We start from the raw sequence: 16,578 nt of genomic DNA, 5'->3' as shown, positions 1-16,578 counted from the left end.
TCAACAGGGACTATAGATGCTAGAAATTCGGGATCAGCGACTGATAGCCCGGAAGACGACCGACTAGTTGTGCTTCATATTTCTTATGGCTATTACCTAAACGTAATTGCATATAAGTCGCATTCTCGGCAACATGGGCATTAGTTAAAATGTATTTTTTCCCAGAGCGTTCAACAACAAAGCCTGAACCTGAGCATGAAGCTGATTTGGGACCTAACCAGGGGTTGTCGTAATCAGGAACAAAAAATTCAGTAAAAATTTGGGTTACTGATTTGTCATGCTTGTGATTAGTGGGGTATTTGGGTTTTTTGCTGCTTGGGCTAGCGGCTGCTTCTTCCTCGGTGACTTCATCCCCGTGCTTTCTTTTTTTCTGACTGCCTTTGCTTAAGAGGGAGATTGTTTGTTCTGAGCCTTCAGCACGTGCTTTAGGGCGTTTTGTCTGAGGGGTAAAACTAAGCAAATCATCCTCTGTATCCGAGCTATGCACGCGTTTGCGAACGGCTGTAGTTGCTTTGGGCTCGGTTGGTGCGGAGCTGCTGGATTCATCCATGCGTGTCTTGGTGAGAATTGACGCAGAGGAACTTACTTGCTCCTCTTTTTGTGGACGATTTCTGGTCGACATTTTTGAGGTTTGTTTTACCACTTGCTCACTGGTTGGTGCGCGATGGTGCAGGATACTATGGGTTATTCCGGTACCTTGAGCTAGATCAGATGCCTTGGGAAACATTGGATAAGACAGGAAAGGATCTATCGATTGAGCCAACTCTACAAAGCGTTCTTTTATTTGAATTTTAACTTTGAAATCAATGTGTTTAATCAATTCCGAATCCAACAGCATGTCAAACTGGGGTTTGATACTTAAAAGTGATTCAGGGGCGTGGAGGGCAAACCATTTAATAATTCGCTCCAAAATCATCATTTGCGTATTAGCCCATTTAGGTCCTGCGCCTAAATTATCTTTAGTTTGTGGATCCACGCTCATGGGGACTAATGACCAGCCTTTAGCATGTAACCATTCCGGACGATAGCTGTTTTTGTGAAAGGCATCTTTTAGATCCGCAGAAAAAGCGCGCTTTAAGCGTTCTTTCATTTCGGGATGGAGCTCAGCAACCATGTTGTTAAAGAAGTTTTCATAAGCATCACGTGCAGATTCACCCATAACGGTATTTTGATCAGGGTTTCTGGTTTTATATTGATCACGTCGTGGCACGGAGGCATGCTCAACCATTAATGCATCGCCACCTTTAGTGACAGGCTTAATTTCTTTGAGTTCTTTTTCTAAATCCTTCCTCACGGTTGCAGAAAGATCGGTGCGAAATAGAGGGGTTTGTCTTGTTGAGCCCCAAAATGGTGGTTTTCCTTCTTGTGGTCCAGGGGAAAAACAAGCGATTTGAATGGAGCTTTCATTCTCTTGCTCACCAACGGTACCAGAAATAATGCGTTTAGCATACATAGAAGTGCCTTCGGGCGTATGTGCACGATAACGATGCATCCCATGGAATGGTTCTATTGCTTCGATATCCTCTAATGGGCGGACTATGGGGGTTTTCTCTTTGTTGGTAGAGGGAAGTTCGTACTGCAGTGCAATTGTTTGAGCACCTTGTTCTAAGATGACGGCGTGTCCTACTTTTTTACTATTGGGTGTATAACGGGCATGTTCATTATCATTCAGAAAAACAAAATCCTCCGCGGTGAAATCAGTGGATGGGTTGTCGGATGGGGGAGGGGTCGCGTTATTATGTGGCTCTTTTCTCTTTTCTCTTTTCTCTTTTCTCTTTTCTCTTTTCTCTTTTGTTTTTTCTTGGTGGCTTCTTCTTGAGAACTGATCGCGGGCTGAGATACCGTACCTAATTTATCTTTTGGCATAATTAAACTCCTTGTATTAAAAATGCGTATATCATGTTACGACTAACCGTCCTACTGACGGCGGATTATTGTTAACAGAAACAATTTAGGGTGTAAAGAGTTTTGTGATTGGATTATTTTAAAGTTAATGGAATCAAATGGTTAGATTAGATGCCCATTGGTTTATCAATGGGCTTGGGAAAGGAGCATCTTGCGCCATATTGTGATGCCAGTGCCGAAGCATTGTTTCACTTGATCGATAAGCTGTAGTACTTAGTTGTTCAGTGAAGAGATGGTGTTGTTGGTTTTTGCCTCAGTAACTTTATCTCCTAGTACGTGTTGTCTGAATAGTAGAGTGGGTGTATTAAGAGCAGTTCTTACTAATTGGCTTGTTCTATTACTATTCTCATCTAGAGTGGAAAAATCACGCAAATCAGTTTGAGGTTGGGCCGTTGTTTGCCATATTTCTTGCATGAGCTGGTCATAAGTTTTAGTTGATGCCCAATTTTCTGCTTCTAAATTACCTGCGACGAGGTATTTAATTGCTTCAAAGTGAGTCTCATTGCCTCCATGTGTTTGTAGGAGTTGTATCATTTCTTTTACGTCCAAGGCGTCTTGATAGGTGGTAATTGCTGCAATTTTTGCTATGCAATATAACTCTAAGGCTATAGCGACTTGGCTAGCCGTATCTGTTTCCATAAGGTATTTCTGACTGCAAGGGAGTGGGCGGTATTGTGCAAAAAAATCAAAAAATGTGCGTATTTTACTTTCATCATCTTTTAAATCATAAAGCTGCTGAATAATTTGATTCGCATCTTGAGGCAGCAAGGGTTCATCGGGAATGGTGTAATCGGAAAAAGAACGCATGCGCGCATCAAAAATGGTTTGGCATAAGGGATTTGCAAGGACTTTGGTTAACATGCTGAACATTGATAAATGCTCTTCATTATAAACAAAACTACTCATATCAAATAAATTAATTGCGCGATCTAAGCCCTCTGCAGCAACGTATTGAGAGATAAAGTTAGGAATAAGCTCAATATTTACCCCTACTTTTAGCATTCGCGTAATAAGTCCAATAAATTCAACAGAATTGCTGGCATGGTCTAAGATGCAATTGAGGGAGCGTTCATTTAATAATTCGAACTCCTCTAGTTCCTGTAGAAGATCAGATAGGATTTTTTGAACAGAGGAAGCTAATTCAGTAAAAAGGTTAGGGTGGTTCTTAAAACTTTGTGGGAATTTTTTTTGCCAGTTTCTTAGCATGATCAATATCCATATGGTGAAAAAATAATCATCAAGATTAACCTCTCTCTATAAATAGTCAAGAGCGGATAAAATAAAAACATTCAGGTACTCATGTTGAGCTGCCCCTCACGCTGTACTTAGGGTCATAGTGAAGGGCAATTGGAGGCTATGTCATAAAGGCTCTAGGAAACGAGCAAGGTTTGGTTTTTGATTCAGTCGGTATTGATAGACCACATAAAAAGCCATCACATTTTTCAGGTAGTTCCGTGTCTCTTGCCAAGGTAAGGTTTCAATCCATACATCAATTTCTTTAGGCGGATGGTTTTTTAACCAATAAACCACTTGTTTGGGACCCGCGTTATAAGCGGCAGCCATCAAAATAGGGTGATTATCAAATCGTTTGGCCAATTGTTTTAAATAGGCTACCCCAATGTTGATGTTTTTCTCCGATAAAAACAATTGATCCTTATTCTGATAAGAGATTCTATCCGCTTTAGAAACCACTCCTGCAGTATAGGGCATAACCTGCATTAACCCCCGTGCTCCGACGGTGGAGGTGGCATCTTCTCTAAATCCACTTTCCTGACGGATAATGGCGTAAATAAATTCAGGAGACACAGCATACTTTTTAGAGTATTGCTTAATGGCTGTTTTATAAGCGAGTGGGAATCGTAAAATAAGCTGGTTATTCAACCGATCTGTATTGCTTAAATAAACTGATTTTCCATGCCATTGCAAATTGGTATCAATCCAATAAACCAGCGCGCTGGCTTCATCTTTTGGAAGCTCACTAATAAAATCATTTAATAGACGAGATGCAGGCAGAGTGTTTTTGTTCTGATACAGACTTTTTACCTGGTCTAGAACGCTTTGATAGGGTTTTAATACGTCTAAGTCTTGGATAGGTGCTTCATTAACAAAGTTTGGTGTTTGTTTAAGACGTAAGCTAGCAAGGAAGCCATAATACTGTCGGCTCTTAGCCAAAGGCTCATAAACTGTGCGCGCTTCAGCAGTTTTACCCTGTTCTTCCAATGAGCGTCCTAACCAATATTGCCAGCAGGGTGCTTCTTTATTTTTAGAGTTAGCAATTAAGGTGCTGACTTCTTTCCAGTCATTACGCTTTAAGGCATAACGTATTTCCCAGTCGAGCAAAGTATCGTTGTAATGTTGAGGGGTGACTTTCGCAAACCACGCAGACGTATCCTCACTATTACGCATCGCTTTATATAAAGCAACATGGGCGAGAAATTCTTGTTGCTGGGCTTGGTTTAGCATTTTAGAGGTTTTGCTTTGTTGCCATAATTGCAACGCTTTATCCATATTGATGGAAACCATGCGCTTTAAACCATAAAGATAAAACTCGCCGTTTAAACCACCTGGATGGAGTTTGCTAATCGCGCTGGGACTCTGTACTACCGTATTCAAAGCCTGAATGTCTGCTGGATGTGGGGTTTTGTATTGTTTTAAGAGATAACGGGCTAGCTGGATATTGCGGCGGTCCAAGGCAAGTGCAATTCGCTGGCTAATTAGATTTTGATTAAAATTCTCATCGCGCATTAAGAGATCAAATAAATTATTACAGGCAGGGGGTTGGGACTCCCCGCTAAGCCATACAGGAATAGAATCTTTTAAGGCTTCTTGATGAGCTCCTAAATTGTATTTTGCAATTTGCTCATAACAGACCAGATTTAAATCATTTGATGGCTGATAATATTGATTATAGGTCGTCCAATCTTTGGTTCTGGCTAATTCATAAAGCCAGCGTTCGCGTAATTTATTGGAAAGGGGAGAGCGTTCTTTAACAAACTCAAGAAAGATAGGTGTTGGGGTAATCGGTAGTTTCTGGCTTAAAGCAATATAGGTATTAAAGCGCTCCATGTATTCTGACCCAGTGAGGGCCTGGCTTGTTTGGGCGCTGATAAGCCCGCATAAAATGATGAGTATTTTTTTCATAAATTATCTTTCGTTGGCATTAAATAGTTGTTAATTGTTCACGCATGGCCGAGAGCGTTTTTTGGTAGTCATCGCTGTTAAATACAGCTGAGCCTGCAACAAATTGATTGGCCCCTGCGCGCGCTAAGTCGGCAATGTTTTGGATGCTAACACCGCCATCAACACAGAGATCGAGTTTTGGGTAAGATTGGCGGATTTGTTTTATTTTATTAATAATTTCTGGAATTAATTTTTGCCCACCAAATCCAGGATTTACCGTCATAACCAACACAAAATCTAACTTATGAGCACACCAGGTAAGTACATCAATCGAGGTGGCTGGATTAAGAACAAGGCCTGCTTCACATTCTAAATCGTGGATTAGTTGCAGGCTGCGATCCAAATGGATGGTGGCATCAGGATGGATACTGATTCGTTTGGCTCCCGCTTTAGCAAAGGCCTCGATTAGGGTATCTACAGGTTCAACCATTAGGTGAACATCAATAGGCAAATTGGGGAAACGTTTGATCAATGCGCTACAGAATGCGGGACCAAAGGTGAGATTGGGAACATAATGATTGTCCATGACATCAAAATGAATAAAGTCGGCTCCTGCTTGCATCACCGCATCTACTTCTTCGCCAAGTCGAGTTAAATCAGCGGAAAGCATTGAGGGTAGTATTTGATAAGTCATGTTATGCTTTTTAAAATAGTACAATGGTATATATCATATGCTGTTCTAGGAAAACATTCTATACAGATATTGAGTATAACTAGGTAAAGTCCACGTTTGTCTGCACTCATTAACGTGTTTTTACGCATCGTTTAATCGCTCAAAAATTACTCTCAATATTGAGTATTTGTTCAAAATATGGGATAATGCTTGGGCATTTCTGCTCGTGTAATTTGAATATTACTGAGACCTAATCATGCTTTTTAGGAAGAATAATATGAGTCAAAATTGGCCTACCAGAGACAGAGATTTAGATACGGCACGTGTAATTATGGAAGAATATGCTAGTGAGCGCGATAGCGATTCATTAGGGCTCTTTGAAATTGTGGTTGATACCGAGGAAAAGCGTATGAATTTTTGCTTATCCGGCTGGGTCGTTAACCTAGCAAAGCATTTTTATCTGTTATATGGGGAGAGTCAGGGGGATTTCGTGACTCGGCAGGTGATTACACGCTGCATTACCCAGGGCAATACCTTACATTAAGCCCAGTGCGGTTCGGGTGCAAACAACCAACGATATTTCCTTAAGCTTCCTGTAAATAATACTGCGAATTACCGTGGCATTACCACGGTAATTCGTTAAACACCCTAATTCACGATATTAATATCATCATCACTCTTTTTCTTTTGGCGTTTCGTCCACAGCCAAAATACCAGAGCCATCGCTATAATTAAAATAGTAATTAGGGATACGATAAGGATTAATACGCGTTTTGCATGCTGTTTTCTTTTTCTTTCTTCCTCTAAGAGTTTTTTCGCGTCTGCTTTTGCCACGGGTGGTTTATAGTCCGGTGAGCAGGCTTTTCCATTCAATAATGATTTAAATAAAACTTTGCGACCGCCCACCATCTGGGCGCTAATTTGCACGATGACGTTTTCTTCTGAGAAGTCACGTCGTTCACATAAATAATATAAATCTGCGACCCAGCCTTCTTTGGTGAGTTTGAATGAGGTTCTTGCAGGCTTATCTTTGTAGAACATTTTGATCTTGACACTGTCTGGACTGACCTCATCAGGATGCTGCAGCTGAATCATCAATGAATCATGCTTCGGATTAAGCATTTGCTCGAAAGGGGAGGGCTTAATAACCGCTTGATATTCATTTTTTTTGGTGATGTAAGTTCCTTCGGCTTTGACAATTGCTTTGTAAGTTCCCTCTGGGATATTGAGGATAAATGCGTTTGAAAACACACCATTTTGGTCATAGGGAATGACATAAGAGAAATGATGTTCATTATTAATGAATTGAAAATTCATTTTCAGGTCTTTTGCAGCCATATCGGATTTAATTGGCTCATTATCCTCCTCTAAATAACCATTTAAGGTGAGCAATTCGCCAATAAAATAAGTTCCATTGCTAAAATTGGTGCCTAAATTAGCATCGGTCAGTATGAATACTTGTTGTAATTGCTCTTCTGGACCCGATAAAGTCCATATTCCTGAAGCAGGTGATTTCATTTGCACGACTTCATAATTTGCTGTAGCTAAGATGCCATTATTTTCTTTAGCGAGCGAATAGTTACTTCCATTGGGTGCTGTTAGATATAGGTCTTTAACATGCGCCGTTTTTTTGAAAATTAACGTAAATTGACGCACTTTATTAGGAATTAGAATCGAGCGTTTGGATGCTGTATCTTGAGTACTAAGGCTAATTTCCTGGGAAGCTGCGGACTCTGCAGTGCCAGGAATGCTGAGTAATAAATAAAAACAAAAAGCAATGTAAATTAAATACCAATATTTTTTCATGAGAAGTCCTTTTCTCAACTGCGCTATTTCTAAAAGAATTACAGTTAAGATACTGAAAAATACCAATAATTGTAGCCTAATTATTCGAACAAATACATTAGAAGCTGCATTAAGGTTTTACTGGCTCAGAACAAAAAATAACTAGCATAAAAAAAGAGCTTGATGTATAAATCCTGTTTTGGGGGCTCATAGGCTGGCCGCAGTGACAAATGGCTAATCGCTGGTAGTTAATTATGAATTTCAAATCGAGAACAGAGGCTTATTCGTACGCGATTGTATTACTCGCACAGTTAAGCAAACGACACACAACCAGTACTTCTGATCTCGCAAATACTACGCTTAATTTGTTCAATATCTGTATTCGCAATTTAAAAGTGGCCCTGGAAAATCATGAGCAGAATCTAAAAATTGCCGTAGAACCTATAAATGAACTAATGGGTCAAGAAGACATTTTTCCGGATGAACGCGTTTTACTCAAGAACTTAATCTTGAGTATTTTAAACGGTACATACCAGCAAACGAGTAAAGAAAAATTTGATAATCCATTAGCAAGGCGCTGGGAGTCTGAATTAGCGATAATTTTGCTGCACAGGCCAACCGCCGCAATGATGGAAGTAGTACAAGAGGTTTCTACGCAAATTCTTTGTTGTATCGAGCAATTAAGTCTAATTAAAGAGACGTTTGATTGGTCTTTTTACCTTGATATCTTTAGTCGTAGTTATCATGTTATCTCTTTTGGTGCTGAAGAAAATCCCACGCTGGAAAGCATAAAAAAAATATTGGTAGAGAATAAGCCTGAGCAATTAGCGGAAATAATGCATATTCATTTTAAGTTTGCTCAAGGCATCATCCGAAAATTTCCCATAACTGGTATAGAAAGAAAACCTGTAGGTAAAATGGCAGAAATTGTTGCCCATATTTGGCCGGGGCCGATGGAAAAATTTTTTTCAGAGGGATTAAGTGACCCTGTGACGGGAGCGTTCAATAGAAGTCATATCCCTGACAGACTGATGTATGGATCTCCTCTATACAAAGTACTTGATAATCGCGGCAAGATGCCGAATGCTTTTGATGAGGAAGGTACGCAGCAATTAGGTTTGCTGTGTTGGGGACAAGAGGAACATGAAGTTGGTCTGCCTACTCATCATTCGAGCTGGGTTGCAGATTGCAAGGCACAAGCAGCGAATCTTAAGTCCCAATATGTTCTGGATCTTATTGAGAACGATGCAGTTTATGTTTCCGGACCTTCCGGCATGACCAGTGTGCTTTTAGGACAAATGGAAATTTTGGCTAATTTTCCAATGGTGAGTTTAAAAAAGAACTATTTAACTGCCGTCATGACGTATATTGTCGCTGCGGGTTTTCATAGTATTCATGAAGTGATAGCTCCCGCACACTATGCCTTAGATCTAGTCCCTGGTTATGAAGTGCATGTTCCACATCAGGGTAAACTAGCTCCTGCACCGAACTATAATCAATTTTTTTCCCAGCAAGAATTGATTGATCCTGATTTTGCCGCACGGCGTGATACCGCATGGGAGAATTATCTTTATTATTTTAGTCAGCATTATGTACCTCGCTATGTGGCTAAGCGTCTAGAGATTGATGATTCTTTGTCCGAATCCTGTCAGGCACTAATTGATCCGGTATTATTAACTAAAGTGACATCGGAAATGTACCGATACATCAATGCTCGAGGCAGTAGTCAGGGCAATTTAAACTTTATCAGTTGTGTGTTTCGCAATAACAGTTTAACTAGAGAGAAACTGTCTTTAGCAATTGAATTTAATCGCCAGGTCGCATTGGTGAAGACCGCGAATGAGCTTGATGCCTTGGTGGCTAATATCGTCAATGAGAATTTAGCTATAGAAGAGAAAATGGGTAAAACCTATGGAATTTTAACCCAAAGTGGTTTGCATCGTAGTTTAAGTACTATTAAAACAATAATTAAAGAACATGCTTCTCTTGATGAAGTGAAGCATGGTTTTTTTTAAAGTAGGAGCTATTTATGTCTCAAAAATTGGGGAGCTTTTTTAAGAAGGGGCCTATGGCTGGAAAGCAGCGGTTATTTACCATGTTGGAAGATAGTAATAGTAAAATAATCACTGCTGATTTTGATACGTTCCCAATGAACGACGAGGATGTGGTTCGGTTAGAGAAAGTAATCAGAGAAAATAGCCGATTAAAATCAATCTCATTAGTCGATTGTAATTTAAGTTCTGATCATCTGGAACTCTTAGCACTGGCGGTGTTAAGTAATAAGACATTGCAAAAATTTCAGGTGGAATTATTTTATGATTGCAGTGAAAAACTGCATAATCTCATGACCGCAGTCGACGCGCATCTTTTGACTAATACGGATATAGTGCCACAGCTGGATAATTCCATAAATGAACATGCATTGGGCGCTATTTATGTGTGAACTATAATCTAACCGGGTTGCTTGTAACCAGGTTTTCTTTAAAAGACGAAATCAACGTCTAGATTGTCACTAAAATTCTAACAAATATTTATCATAATTTTGTTTATATTCAGGAGAGCCCTGATATTGCAACAAGGCTTGATTTAACGCAGTCAATAATGCTCCTTGCCCAGGATTAACCGCAATACCAAGCCCATAACCATACATATAGGGTGGACCAGCTAATTTGAAGGTATCCGAGGAATTCGCGGCCCAATAATTCGCAGTTGGGTTATCGAGTAGGATAATGTCTACCTCACCTCTATTTAAACCCGTCAGTTGGTCTGACACGGTAATATAGTATTTAATTTTCGGATTTTTAACGCCCATGGTATTTAATTCTTGTTCGAATATGGTTCCTGTTTCCAAACCGATTCGTTTGCCATTGAGGAGTTCTAAAGTAAAAGGCTCTGTTTTTACTTTGGGGGTGGTGACAAAGCGCGAATAACTGAGCAGATAAGGTAAGCTGAAATTGACCACTTTGGCGCGCTCAGGAGTAATGGTAATAGAGCTCATCGCCATATCAATTTGTTTGCTGGCTACGGCCTCTAAAAGTGCATCAAAGCGCATGATGTGATAGTGGCAGGTACGTCCCATTATTCGGCACAAGGCATTCATTGTGTCGATGTCAAAACCATAGATTTCGTTTTTTGAGCCGCGCATCACAAAGGGTGGGTTAAAGTTTTCAGTTCCAATATTTAAGACAGGCAAATCTTCTGCAAATAATGCTGAAGAAAAACTAAGGCCTGCAAGTAAAAGGCTACGAAAGAAATTCATTTTAATCCACTGAATAATTATTGATTTTTATAGATTATAACGAGATATTAGTTTTGGGAATGAAAAATTTCATTATTAACGTGAATTAAGGTTAAGAATCCAATTTATGCCAATAGATAGCTCCGAGTTACGCGAATCCAAATCATGGTTTATTGAAAAGCATTTTGCGGATTTATCACATCCGCTAAGTGAGGCGGTAAAAGAACTGGTTTTGGTGAGTGATTATGCATGCAAGCAAGTGCCACTACTAAAACAGCTTTTAGCCGCTGATAATTGCGCTGCACCTTTAATGCGGGAGGAATATTTTCAAACCATACACAATATATCGCTAAGCTTGCCGCAAGCCAACTTTGCCCGAGATTTACGCCAGTTCCGCCATACTCATTTATTACGCTCATTACTGCTGGAACTGGCCGGACTTAGTAGTACCGAACAGGTTATACGTTCCTGGTCGGATTGTGCTGATGCGCTCATTTTACATGGATTGGATTATTGTCAGCAGACCCTTAGTTCACGTTATGGGATTCCTCGAGATAAGGAAGGAAACCAAGTTACTTTATTAACCTTGGGAATGGGAAAGCTGGGCGGACGTGAATTAAATTATTCTTCAGATATCGATCTTATTTTCGCATACACAGCAACCGGTGAAACCGATGGCGATGAGTCTATTGAAAATCAGCAATACTTTAATAAAGTGGCACAACAATTTAGCTTATTACTGCAAAATATAACTGCAGATGGCTTTGTCTTTCGGGTAGACCTACGATTACGCCCTAACGGAGACAGTGGGACTTTAGTTCCAAGCCTGGCGGCAATGGAAACTTATTATCAAGAGCAAGGCCGTGATTGGGAACGTTATGCCATGGTGAAGGCGCGTGTAATTTCTTCATCACTTGATGAGGTGCATCCTTGGTTTGCGCGCTTGATAACGCCCTTTGTTTATCGGCGTTACGTTGACTTTAGTGTGATCGAATCATTGCGCAGTATGAAGGCAATGATAGAGCGAGAAGTTCATCTCAATCCTCGTTTGGATGATATTAAGCGGGGGCAAGGGGGAATTAGAGAAGTAGAATTTATTATTCAAAACTTTCAGTTAATTCGTGGTGGTCGCTTACCGCAATTGCAGACACAAAGCACCCTAGAGGCACTTGCGGTGTTAAAGCAAGAGGGTTTATTAAATCACAGTGACGCATTAAAGCTGGCTTATTTATTTTTGCGCCGACTTGAAAATATTTTGCAAAGTCAAAATGATCAGCAGACTCACTCCTTACCCGAAGATCCGGTAAAACAAGCGCAAGTAACTTTAGCGATGGGGTTTGCATCTTGGGATGAGCTCCTCGAGAAGCTGCATCAATATCAACGTATCATTAGCTATGCCTTTCATGCCGTAATGGGTAAGGTTGATTATTACGAAGATGAAAAAAGGTTATTGGCGAATCAATTGTCCAGTCTTTGGCAAGGGCATGTTGAAACAGGGATGGCGATTAATTTATTAATCAGTTTGGGTTTTGACAATGCGGAACATTGTTATCATATGATTCATGCATTCCGCCATGGTCCTCGCTGCCGCCGCCTCCCTCAGGGCGCTCGTATGCGTTTGGACCGTTTTATGGTTCTCCTTTTAACCGAATTAACCCAAGTAGAACATACCGACAAGGTGTTATTGCAAGTTTTACATTTATTAGAAAATATTGTTGGGCGCAGCGCATATCTGGCTTTGTTAACAGAAAACCCGCATGTGTTAACTGAGCTCCTCTTTTGGTTTGCCCATAGCCCCTTTATTACTTCCTTGCTTGTAAGCCAGCCATTTCTCTTAGAGGTTTTGTTAGACCAAGGCCAAGAATGGCGCCCATTATCTCGTGCGCAATTACAGGAATTGCTCTGTGAAAAATTGAAACATTATCCAGACATGGAAGTGAAAGAGGAATTATTGCGCCAATTTAAGTTAACCAATTGGCTCATGGCTGCACGCGCAGAACTCTATGGCTTTTGTAGTTCACTCCGTATTGCCCGTTTTTTAACGGATGTGGCGCAGGTAATCGTGAATGAAGTTTTGAGCTTAGCCAGTGAACAATTAAGCCTGCGTTATCCGGAAATGAAACAAATGCACTCCCATTTTGCCATCATTGCGTATGGCAAAATGGGAAGCCGGGAAATGAGTTATACCTCAGACTTGGATTTAGTATTTTTGCACACGGTTATGCCCGAAGATGAAGCCTTAGTCACCCGCCTAACGCAGAAAATCTTGCACATGCTGACCACACGTTTGCAATCGGGAGTTTTGTATCCAGTTGATACTCGGCTGCGTCCTTCAGGTTCTGCGGGCTTACTGGTGAGTCATATGGATTCTTTTATTGAGTATCAAAAAAAACAAGCCTGGACTTGGGAGCATCAGGCTTTATTAAAGGCACGCATCTTAACTGGCAATAGCGCGATCAAACATGCCTTTTTACAATTGAAAAGGGAAGTCTTATCGGTGCCACGCAATAAGGATATGTTGCAGAGCGAGGTCATTGCTATGAGGGCTAGAATAGAACAGCATCAGAAGTCTTTGCCTTTAAAACATATTCCCGGAGGCTTATTGGATTTGGAGTTTTTAGTGCAGTTTTTAGTGCTTTATTCCGCTTCACCTGAACTGACCCGTTCGACCCAAACTTTAGGGCAGTTAAAGCGCTTGTATGCGGCGAATATTTTAAATAAAGAACAGTTCATCCTCCTGGAAAAAGCATATCGCTATTACCATCATGTCTTACATTTACAATTGCTACGCTCGGGAACCGACATTGATGAGGATATTCCTAAGCAGGTTGCGGGGATTTATCAGCACTATTTGTCTCATTAGGCATCAGCTGCTTTTTCCGAATTCGCCTGGTTTGGCAGCGGGCTCTATCGATTACGACAAGCATAGTCGCAGACGAATACCGTTTGACAAAGTCATCAGTAGTAACTATCTTTGGATTGAGTTTTCAATATAAAGGATTAAAAATGAACGCACTCTATACTGCAACAGCTAAAACGCATGGCGGACGCAATGGACATGTAGAAACAACAGATGGTCTTTTAAAATTAGATTTGGCAATGCCGACAGAGCTAGGCGGAAAAGGCAACGGAAATAACCCAGAACAATTATTTGCTGCAGGCTATGCTGCTTGTTTTGAAAGCGCTATTCGCTATGTGGCACAAACGCAAAAGATTCCCTTAAGTGATGCTTCTATGCAAGCAATCGTTTCCTTATACCCAACACCAGAAAAAGGCTTTAAACTGGGTGTGGAATTACAAGCCACCATCGTGGGCTTAAATCAAAAGGATGCCGAAGAGCTCGTTGAAAAAGCACATCATGTCTGTCCTTACTCCAATGCAGTACGTGGTAATATCGACGTAACGCTCAAAGTGCATGCAGAGTAAAATATATCGCATCTTGAGGGATGTTGGGGCTGAAAGCCCCGCATCCGGATATGCCCCAACTTTTGAGGTAGTTAACTTACATCCCTGACTTGTGTTAGACGCTCAATCATCGCATTAAAAGCCTCCGCTTTACTGCGATAAATATCATCATAAGACACATGAAAGGTATTAAACTCATCTTCACATTCAACCTGATCTTCTAAAAGCTCAGTAATTACTTGCTTAGATAACAAATAGAAATCATTGTCGACTTCAAAACTGATAATCCATACCTCTTCGCCTATTTTTAAGTCTGTCATCATTACCTACTTTTTTAATTGAATTCTGCGAATAAATCATAATCATCGCTGTCAGTAATACGGACCTCAGTAAATGAACCCAATTTTACTCCTGGAGTAGGCGGTAAAATAACTAATCCATCAATTTCTGGGGCATCACTTTTGCTACGCGCAATGATGTGTTCCGGGGTAATTTCATCAATCAACACGGTTTGAATGCTACCGATTTTTTGTGCTAATTTTTTACGGCTAATTTCCGCTTGTAATTGCATAAAGCGATGATAGCGCTCTTCTTTAATTTCTTCAGGTACTTGATCGGCTAAATCATTCGCTTTTGCACCTTCAACCGGTGAATATTTGAAACAGCCAACGCGATCTAATTGTGCTTCTTCTAAGAAGTTAAGCAGCTCGATAAACTCTTCTTCTGTTTCCCCAGGGAAACCAACAATAAAGGTAGAGCGTAACGTAATATCCGGGCATATTTCTCGCCATGCCGCGATGCGCATTAAAGTATTTTCGCTGCTTGCAGGGCGTTTCATGGCTTTTAATACCCGTGAGCTTGCATGCTGTAGCGGAATATCAAGGTAAGGCAGAATTAAGCCATCACGCATTAACGGGATAATTTCATCTACATGAGGATAAGGATAAACATAGTGCAGGCGTACCCAAATACCTAATTCACCGAGTTCCTTACATAAATCATAGAAACGAGTATTTATCGTTTTTCCCTGCCAGCTTACCTCTTCATAACGGGTATCCACGCCATAAGCACTAGTATCCTGAGAAATTACTAAAATTTCATTCACTCCAGCTTCTTTTAGTTTTTTCGCTTCCGATAATACTTGAATCAAAGGATAGCTTTGCAATTTGCCCCGCATGGTAGGGATAATGCAAAACGTACATTTTTGGTTACAGCCCTCAGATATTTTTAAATAAGCAAAATGACGGGGGGTAAGTTTAATTCCTTGCGGAGGAACTAATTGCATGAAGGGATCTGCTGGTGGCGGCAAGTGCTCATGAACTGCATTGACTACTTCTTCATAAGCATGAGCACCACTAATATGTAATACATCGGGGCATGCTTCTTTAATAATATCTGCTTTCGCACCCAGACAACCCGTTACAATAACCCGGCCATTTTCTGCCATGGCTTCTTTAATAGTATCCAGCGACTCTTTAACGGCACTATCAATAAATCCACAGGTATTAATAACCACCACACCGGCATCGTCATAGCTGGATACCAGCTCATAACCTTGTGCTCGTAATTGAGTAATGATTCGTTCTGAATCTACTAATGCTTTAGGACAACCTAAGCTAACAAAACCGACTTTATGATTCATAAAACTCTAACTGTAAAAAAAATGAACGAATTATACCTGTTCTCCATAGAAATGTCGACTATTAAAGAAATTTTACTTTAATCTTGCTTTCGCATTTAGGCATTTGTAAGAAATAAGTAAAGAAAAAAAGATTACGTTCACCAAATGGTAAAAAATTGCGTATCATTAAGTAAGAAATTTTCGCTTTGGAGAAATTATGGGTAATCGCAAACAAGATTTAGCGCGTTTGATTGAACTAAGAAAAATTACAGATGCATTGACTGAGGAGCAGGAGCAAGAACTTAAACGCTTGAAGTTCAGACGCATCCAGGATTCTGAATTACCTGTTTCAGAGCTAGAATCTAAATTAAGAGAGCTTGATGCTGCGGTGATCTCTGTACGCGGTGAAAACATCGAAGAACTGATTGCTGACTTCAATGAGGCATATGCTGGTAATGAACATTATGTAAAACCTAAGGTCGAGGAAGATAATTCGGTTTGTTTTACCTTTAGTTCCAAAGAGGAATGCGCTAATTTTTTCCTGGAGCAAGCTGAAAAAGATAGTGAGCCCTTTGTCCTGTTTGATCCAGCTACTAAAATGGTCACGGCCTATTCAAAGGGGGATGGAAAATTATATCATGCGGGTGATGACAAAGAAGTGAAACCAGGAGATAAATTGACTCCCTCTGATAAAAAGAATGAAGATTTTGAAATTCCCGGCTTACCACCAAGACCGGATACGCCTTAGATTTTAACTCGCGTCTCCTTTCCTTCCTTTTCAGCCACTCTGAAGAGCACAGTTCGGGTGGCCTTACTTGCCGTCTATTCTAA

General features: G+C 40.4%; 15 protein-coding genes. 6 read left to right on the top strand and 9 right to left on the bottom strand.

Annotation, left to right across the window (positions count from 1 at the left end):
- Positions 1–19: 19 nt before the first annotated feature.
- The 5 genes from ACD661_RS14560 to rpe form a co-directional block, all read right to left on the bottom strand.
- Entirely contained in the window at positions 20–1,453 is a 1,434-nt protein-coding gene (locus ACD661_RS14560) for a hypothetical protein (RefSeq protein WP_400188600.1), read from the bottom strand.
- Positions 1,454–1,668: 215 nt separating this feature from the next.
- Entirely contained in the window at positions 1,669–1,866 is a 198-nt protein-coding gene (locus ACD661_RS14555; protein ID WP_400188599.1) for a hypothetical protein, read from the bottom strand.
- 252 nt (positions 1,867–2,118) lie between these two features.
- Positions 2,119–3,111 carry a hypothetical protein gene (locus ACD661_RS14550; protein ID WP_400188598.1) on the bottom strand — a complete coding sequence of 331 codons (993 nt, stop codon included), beginning with the start codon at positions 3,109–3,111 and terminating at the stop codon, positions 2,119–2,121.
- Positions 3,112–3,264: 153 nt separating this feature from the next.
- Positions 3,265–5,046, bottom strand: coding sequence for a transglycosylase SLT domain-containing protein (locus ACD661_RS14545; protein WP_400188597.1), 1,782 nt, complete (start codon positions 5,044–5,046; stop codon positions 3,265–3,267).
- A gap of 19 nt (positions 5,047–5,065) precedes the next feature.
- Positions 5,066–5,719 carry a ribulose-phosphate 3-epimerase gene (gene rpe / locus ACD661_RS14540; protein WP_400188596.1) on the bottom strand — a complete coding sequence of 218 codons (654 nt, stop codon included), beginning with the start codon at positions 5,717–5,719 and terminating at the stop codon, positions 5,066–5,068.
- A gap of 256 nt (positions 5,720–5,975) precedes the next feature.
- On the opposite strand from rpe, the gene ACD661_RS14535 reads away from it, so the two are divergent.
- Positions 5,976–6,242: a hypothetical protein gene (locus ACD661_RS14535; RefSeq protein ID WP_400188595.1), complete on the top strand. Its 267-nt coding sequence runs from the start codon at positions 5,976–5,978 to the stop codon at positions 6,240–6,242.
- Positions 6,243–6,346: 104 nt separating this feature from the next.
- Here the strand turns inward: ACD661_RS14535 and ACD661_RS14530 are convergent, their stop codons facing one another.
- Positions 6,347–7,504 (bottom strand): hypothetical protein, encoded by a 1,158-nt coding sequence (locus ACD661_RS14530; RefSeq protein WP_400188594.1) that lies wholly within the window; start codon positions 7,502–7,504, stop codon positions 6,347–6,349.
- A gap of 233 nt (positions 7,505–7,737) precedes the next feature.
- On the opposite strand from ACD661_RS14530, the gene ACD661_RS14525 reads away from it, so the two are divergent.
- Together ACD661_RS14525 and ACD661_RS14520 are read left to right on the top strand one after the other, a co-directional pair.
- Positions 7,738–9,498: a hypothetical protein gene (locus ACD661_RS14525; RefSeq protein ID WP_400188593.1), complete on the top strand. Its 1,761-nt coding sequence runs from the start codon at positions 7,738–7,740 to the stop codon at positions 9,496–9,498.
- 14 nt (positions 9,499–9,512) lie between these two features.
- A complete protein-coding gene (locus ACD661_RS14520; RefSeq protein ID WP_400188592.1) occupies positions 9,513–9,926 on the top strand; it encodes a hypothetical protein in 414 nt (137 codons plus the stop codon).
- A 69-nt stretch (positions 9,927–9,995) separates the two neighbouring features.
- Here the strand turns inward: ACD661_RS14520 and ACD661_RS14515 are convergent, their stop codons facing one another.
- Positions 9,996–10,742, bottom strand: coding sequence for a transporter substrate-binding domain-containing protein (locus ACD661_RS14515; protein WP_400188591.1), 747 nt, complete (start codon positions 10,740–10,742; stop codon positions 9,996–9,998).
- A 106-nt stretch (positions 10,743–10,848) separates the two neighbouring features.
- Here ACD661_RS14515 and glnE point away from each other — a divergent pair, with 106 nt between their 5' ends.
- Together glnE and ACD661_RS14505 are read left to right on the top strand one after the other, a co-directional pair.
- Positions 10,849–13,584, top strand: a complete 2,736-nt coding sequence (glnE, locus tag ACD661_RS14510; protein WP_400188590.1) for a bifunctional [glutamate--ammonia ligase]-adenylyl-L-tyrosine phosphorylase/[glutamate--ammonia-ligase] adenylyltransferase — start codon at positions 10,849–10,851, stop codon at positions 13,582–13,584.
- A 143-nt stretch (positions 13,585–13,727) separates the two neighbouring features.
- Positions 13,728–14,147, top strand: a complete 420-nt coding sequence (locus ACD661_RS14505; protein WP_400188589.1) for an organic hydroperoxide resistance protein — start codon at positions 13,728–13,730, stop codon at positions 14,145–14,147.
- 71 nt (positions 14,148–14,218) lie between these two features.
- Here the strand turns inward: ACD661_RS14505 and ACD661_RS14500 are convergent, their stop codons facing one another.
- Positions 14,219–14,449: a hypothetical protein gene (locus tag ACD661_RS14500; protein ID WP_400188588.1), complete on the bottom strand. Its 231-nt coding sequence runs from the start codon at positions 14,447–14,449 to the stop codon at positions 14,219–14,221.
- Between the two features lie 11 nt (positions 14,450–14,460).
- Positions 14,461–15,768 carry a 30S ribosomal protein S12 methylthiotransferase RimO gene (rimO, locus tag ACD661_RS14495; RefSeq protein ID WP_400188587.1) on the bottom strand — a complete coding sequence of 436 codons (1,308 nt, stop codon included), beginning with the start codon at positions 15,766–15,768 and terminating at the stop codon, positions 14,461–14,463.
- Between the two features lie 196 nt (positions 15,769–15,964).
- On the opposite strand from rimO, the gene ACD661_RS14490 reads away from it, so the two are divergent.
- Positions 15,965–16,495 (top strand): hypothetical protein, encoded by a 531-nt coding sequence (locus tag ACD661_RS14490; RefSeq protein WP_400188586.1) that lies wholly within the window; start codon positions 15,965–15,967, stop codon positions 16,493–16,495.
- Positions 16,496–16,578 lie beyond the last annotated feature (83 nt).

The sequence above is a fragment of the Legionella lytica genome (genome assembly GCF_044626755.1).
GTDB lineage: Bacteria > Pseudomonadota > Gammaproteobacteria > Legionellales > Legionellaceae > Legionella > Legionella lytica_A.
Note: the sequence above shows the minus strand (reverse complement) of the source record. Positions and strands in the feature narration are given on the sequence as shown.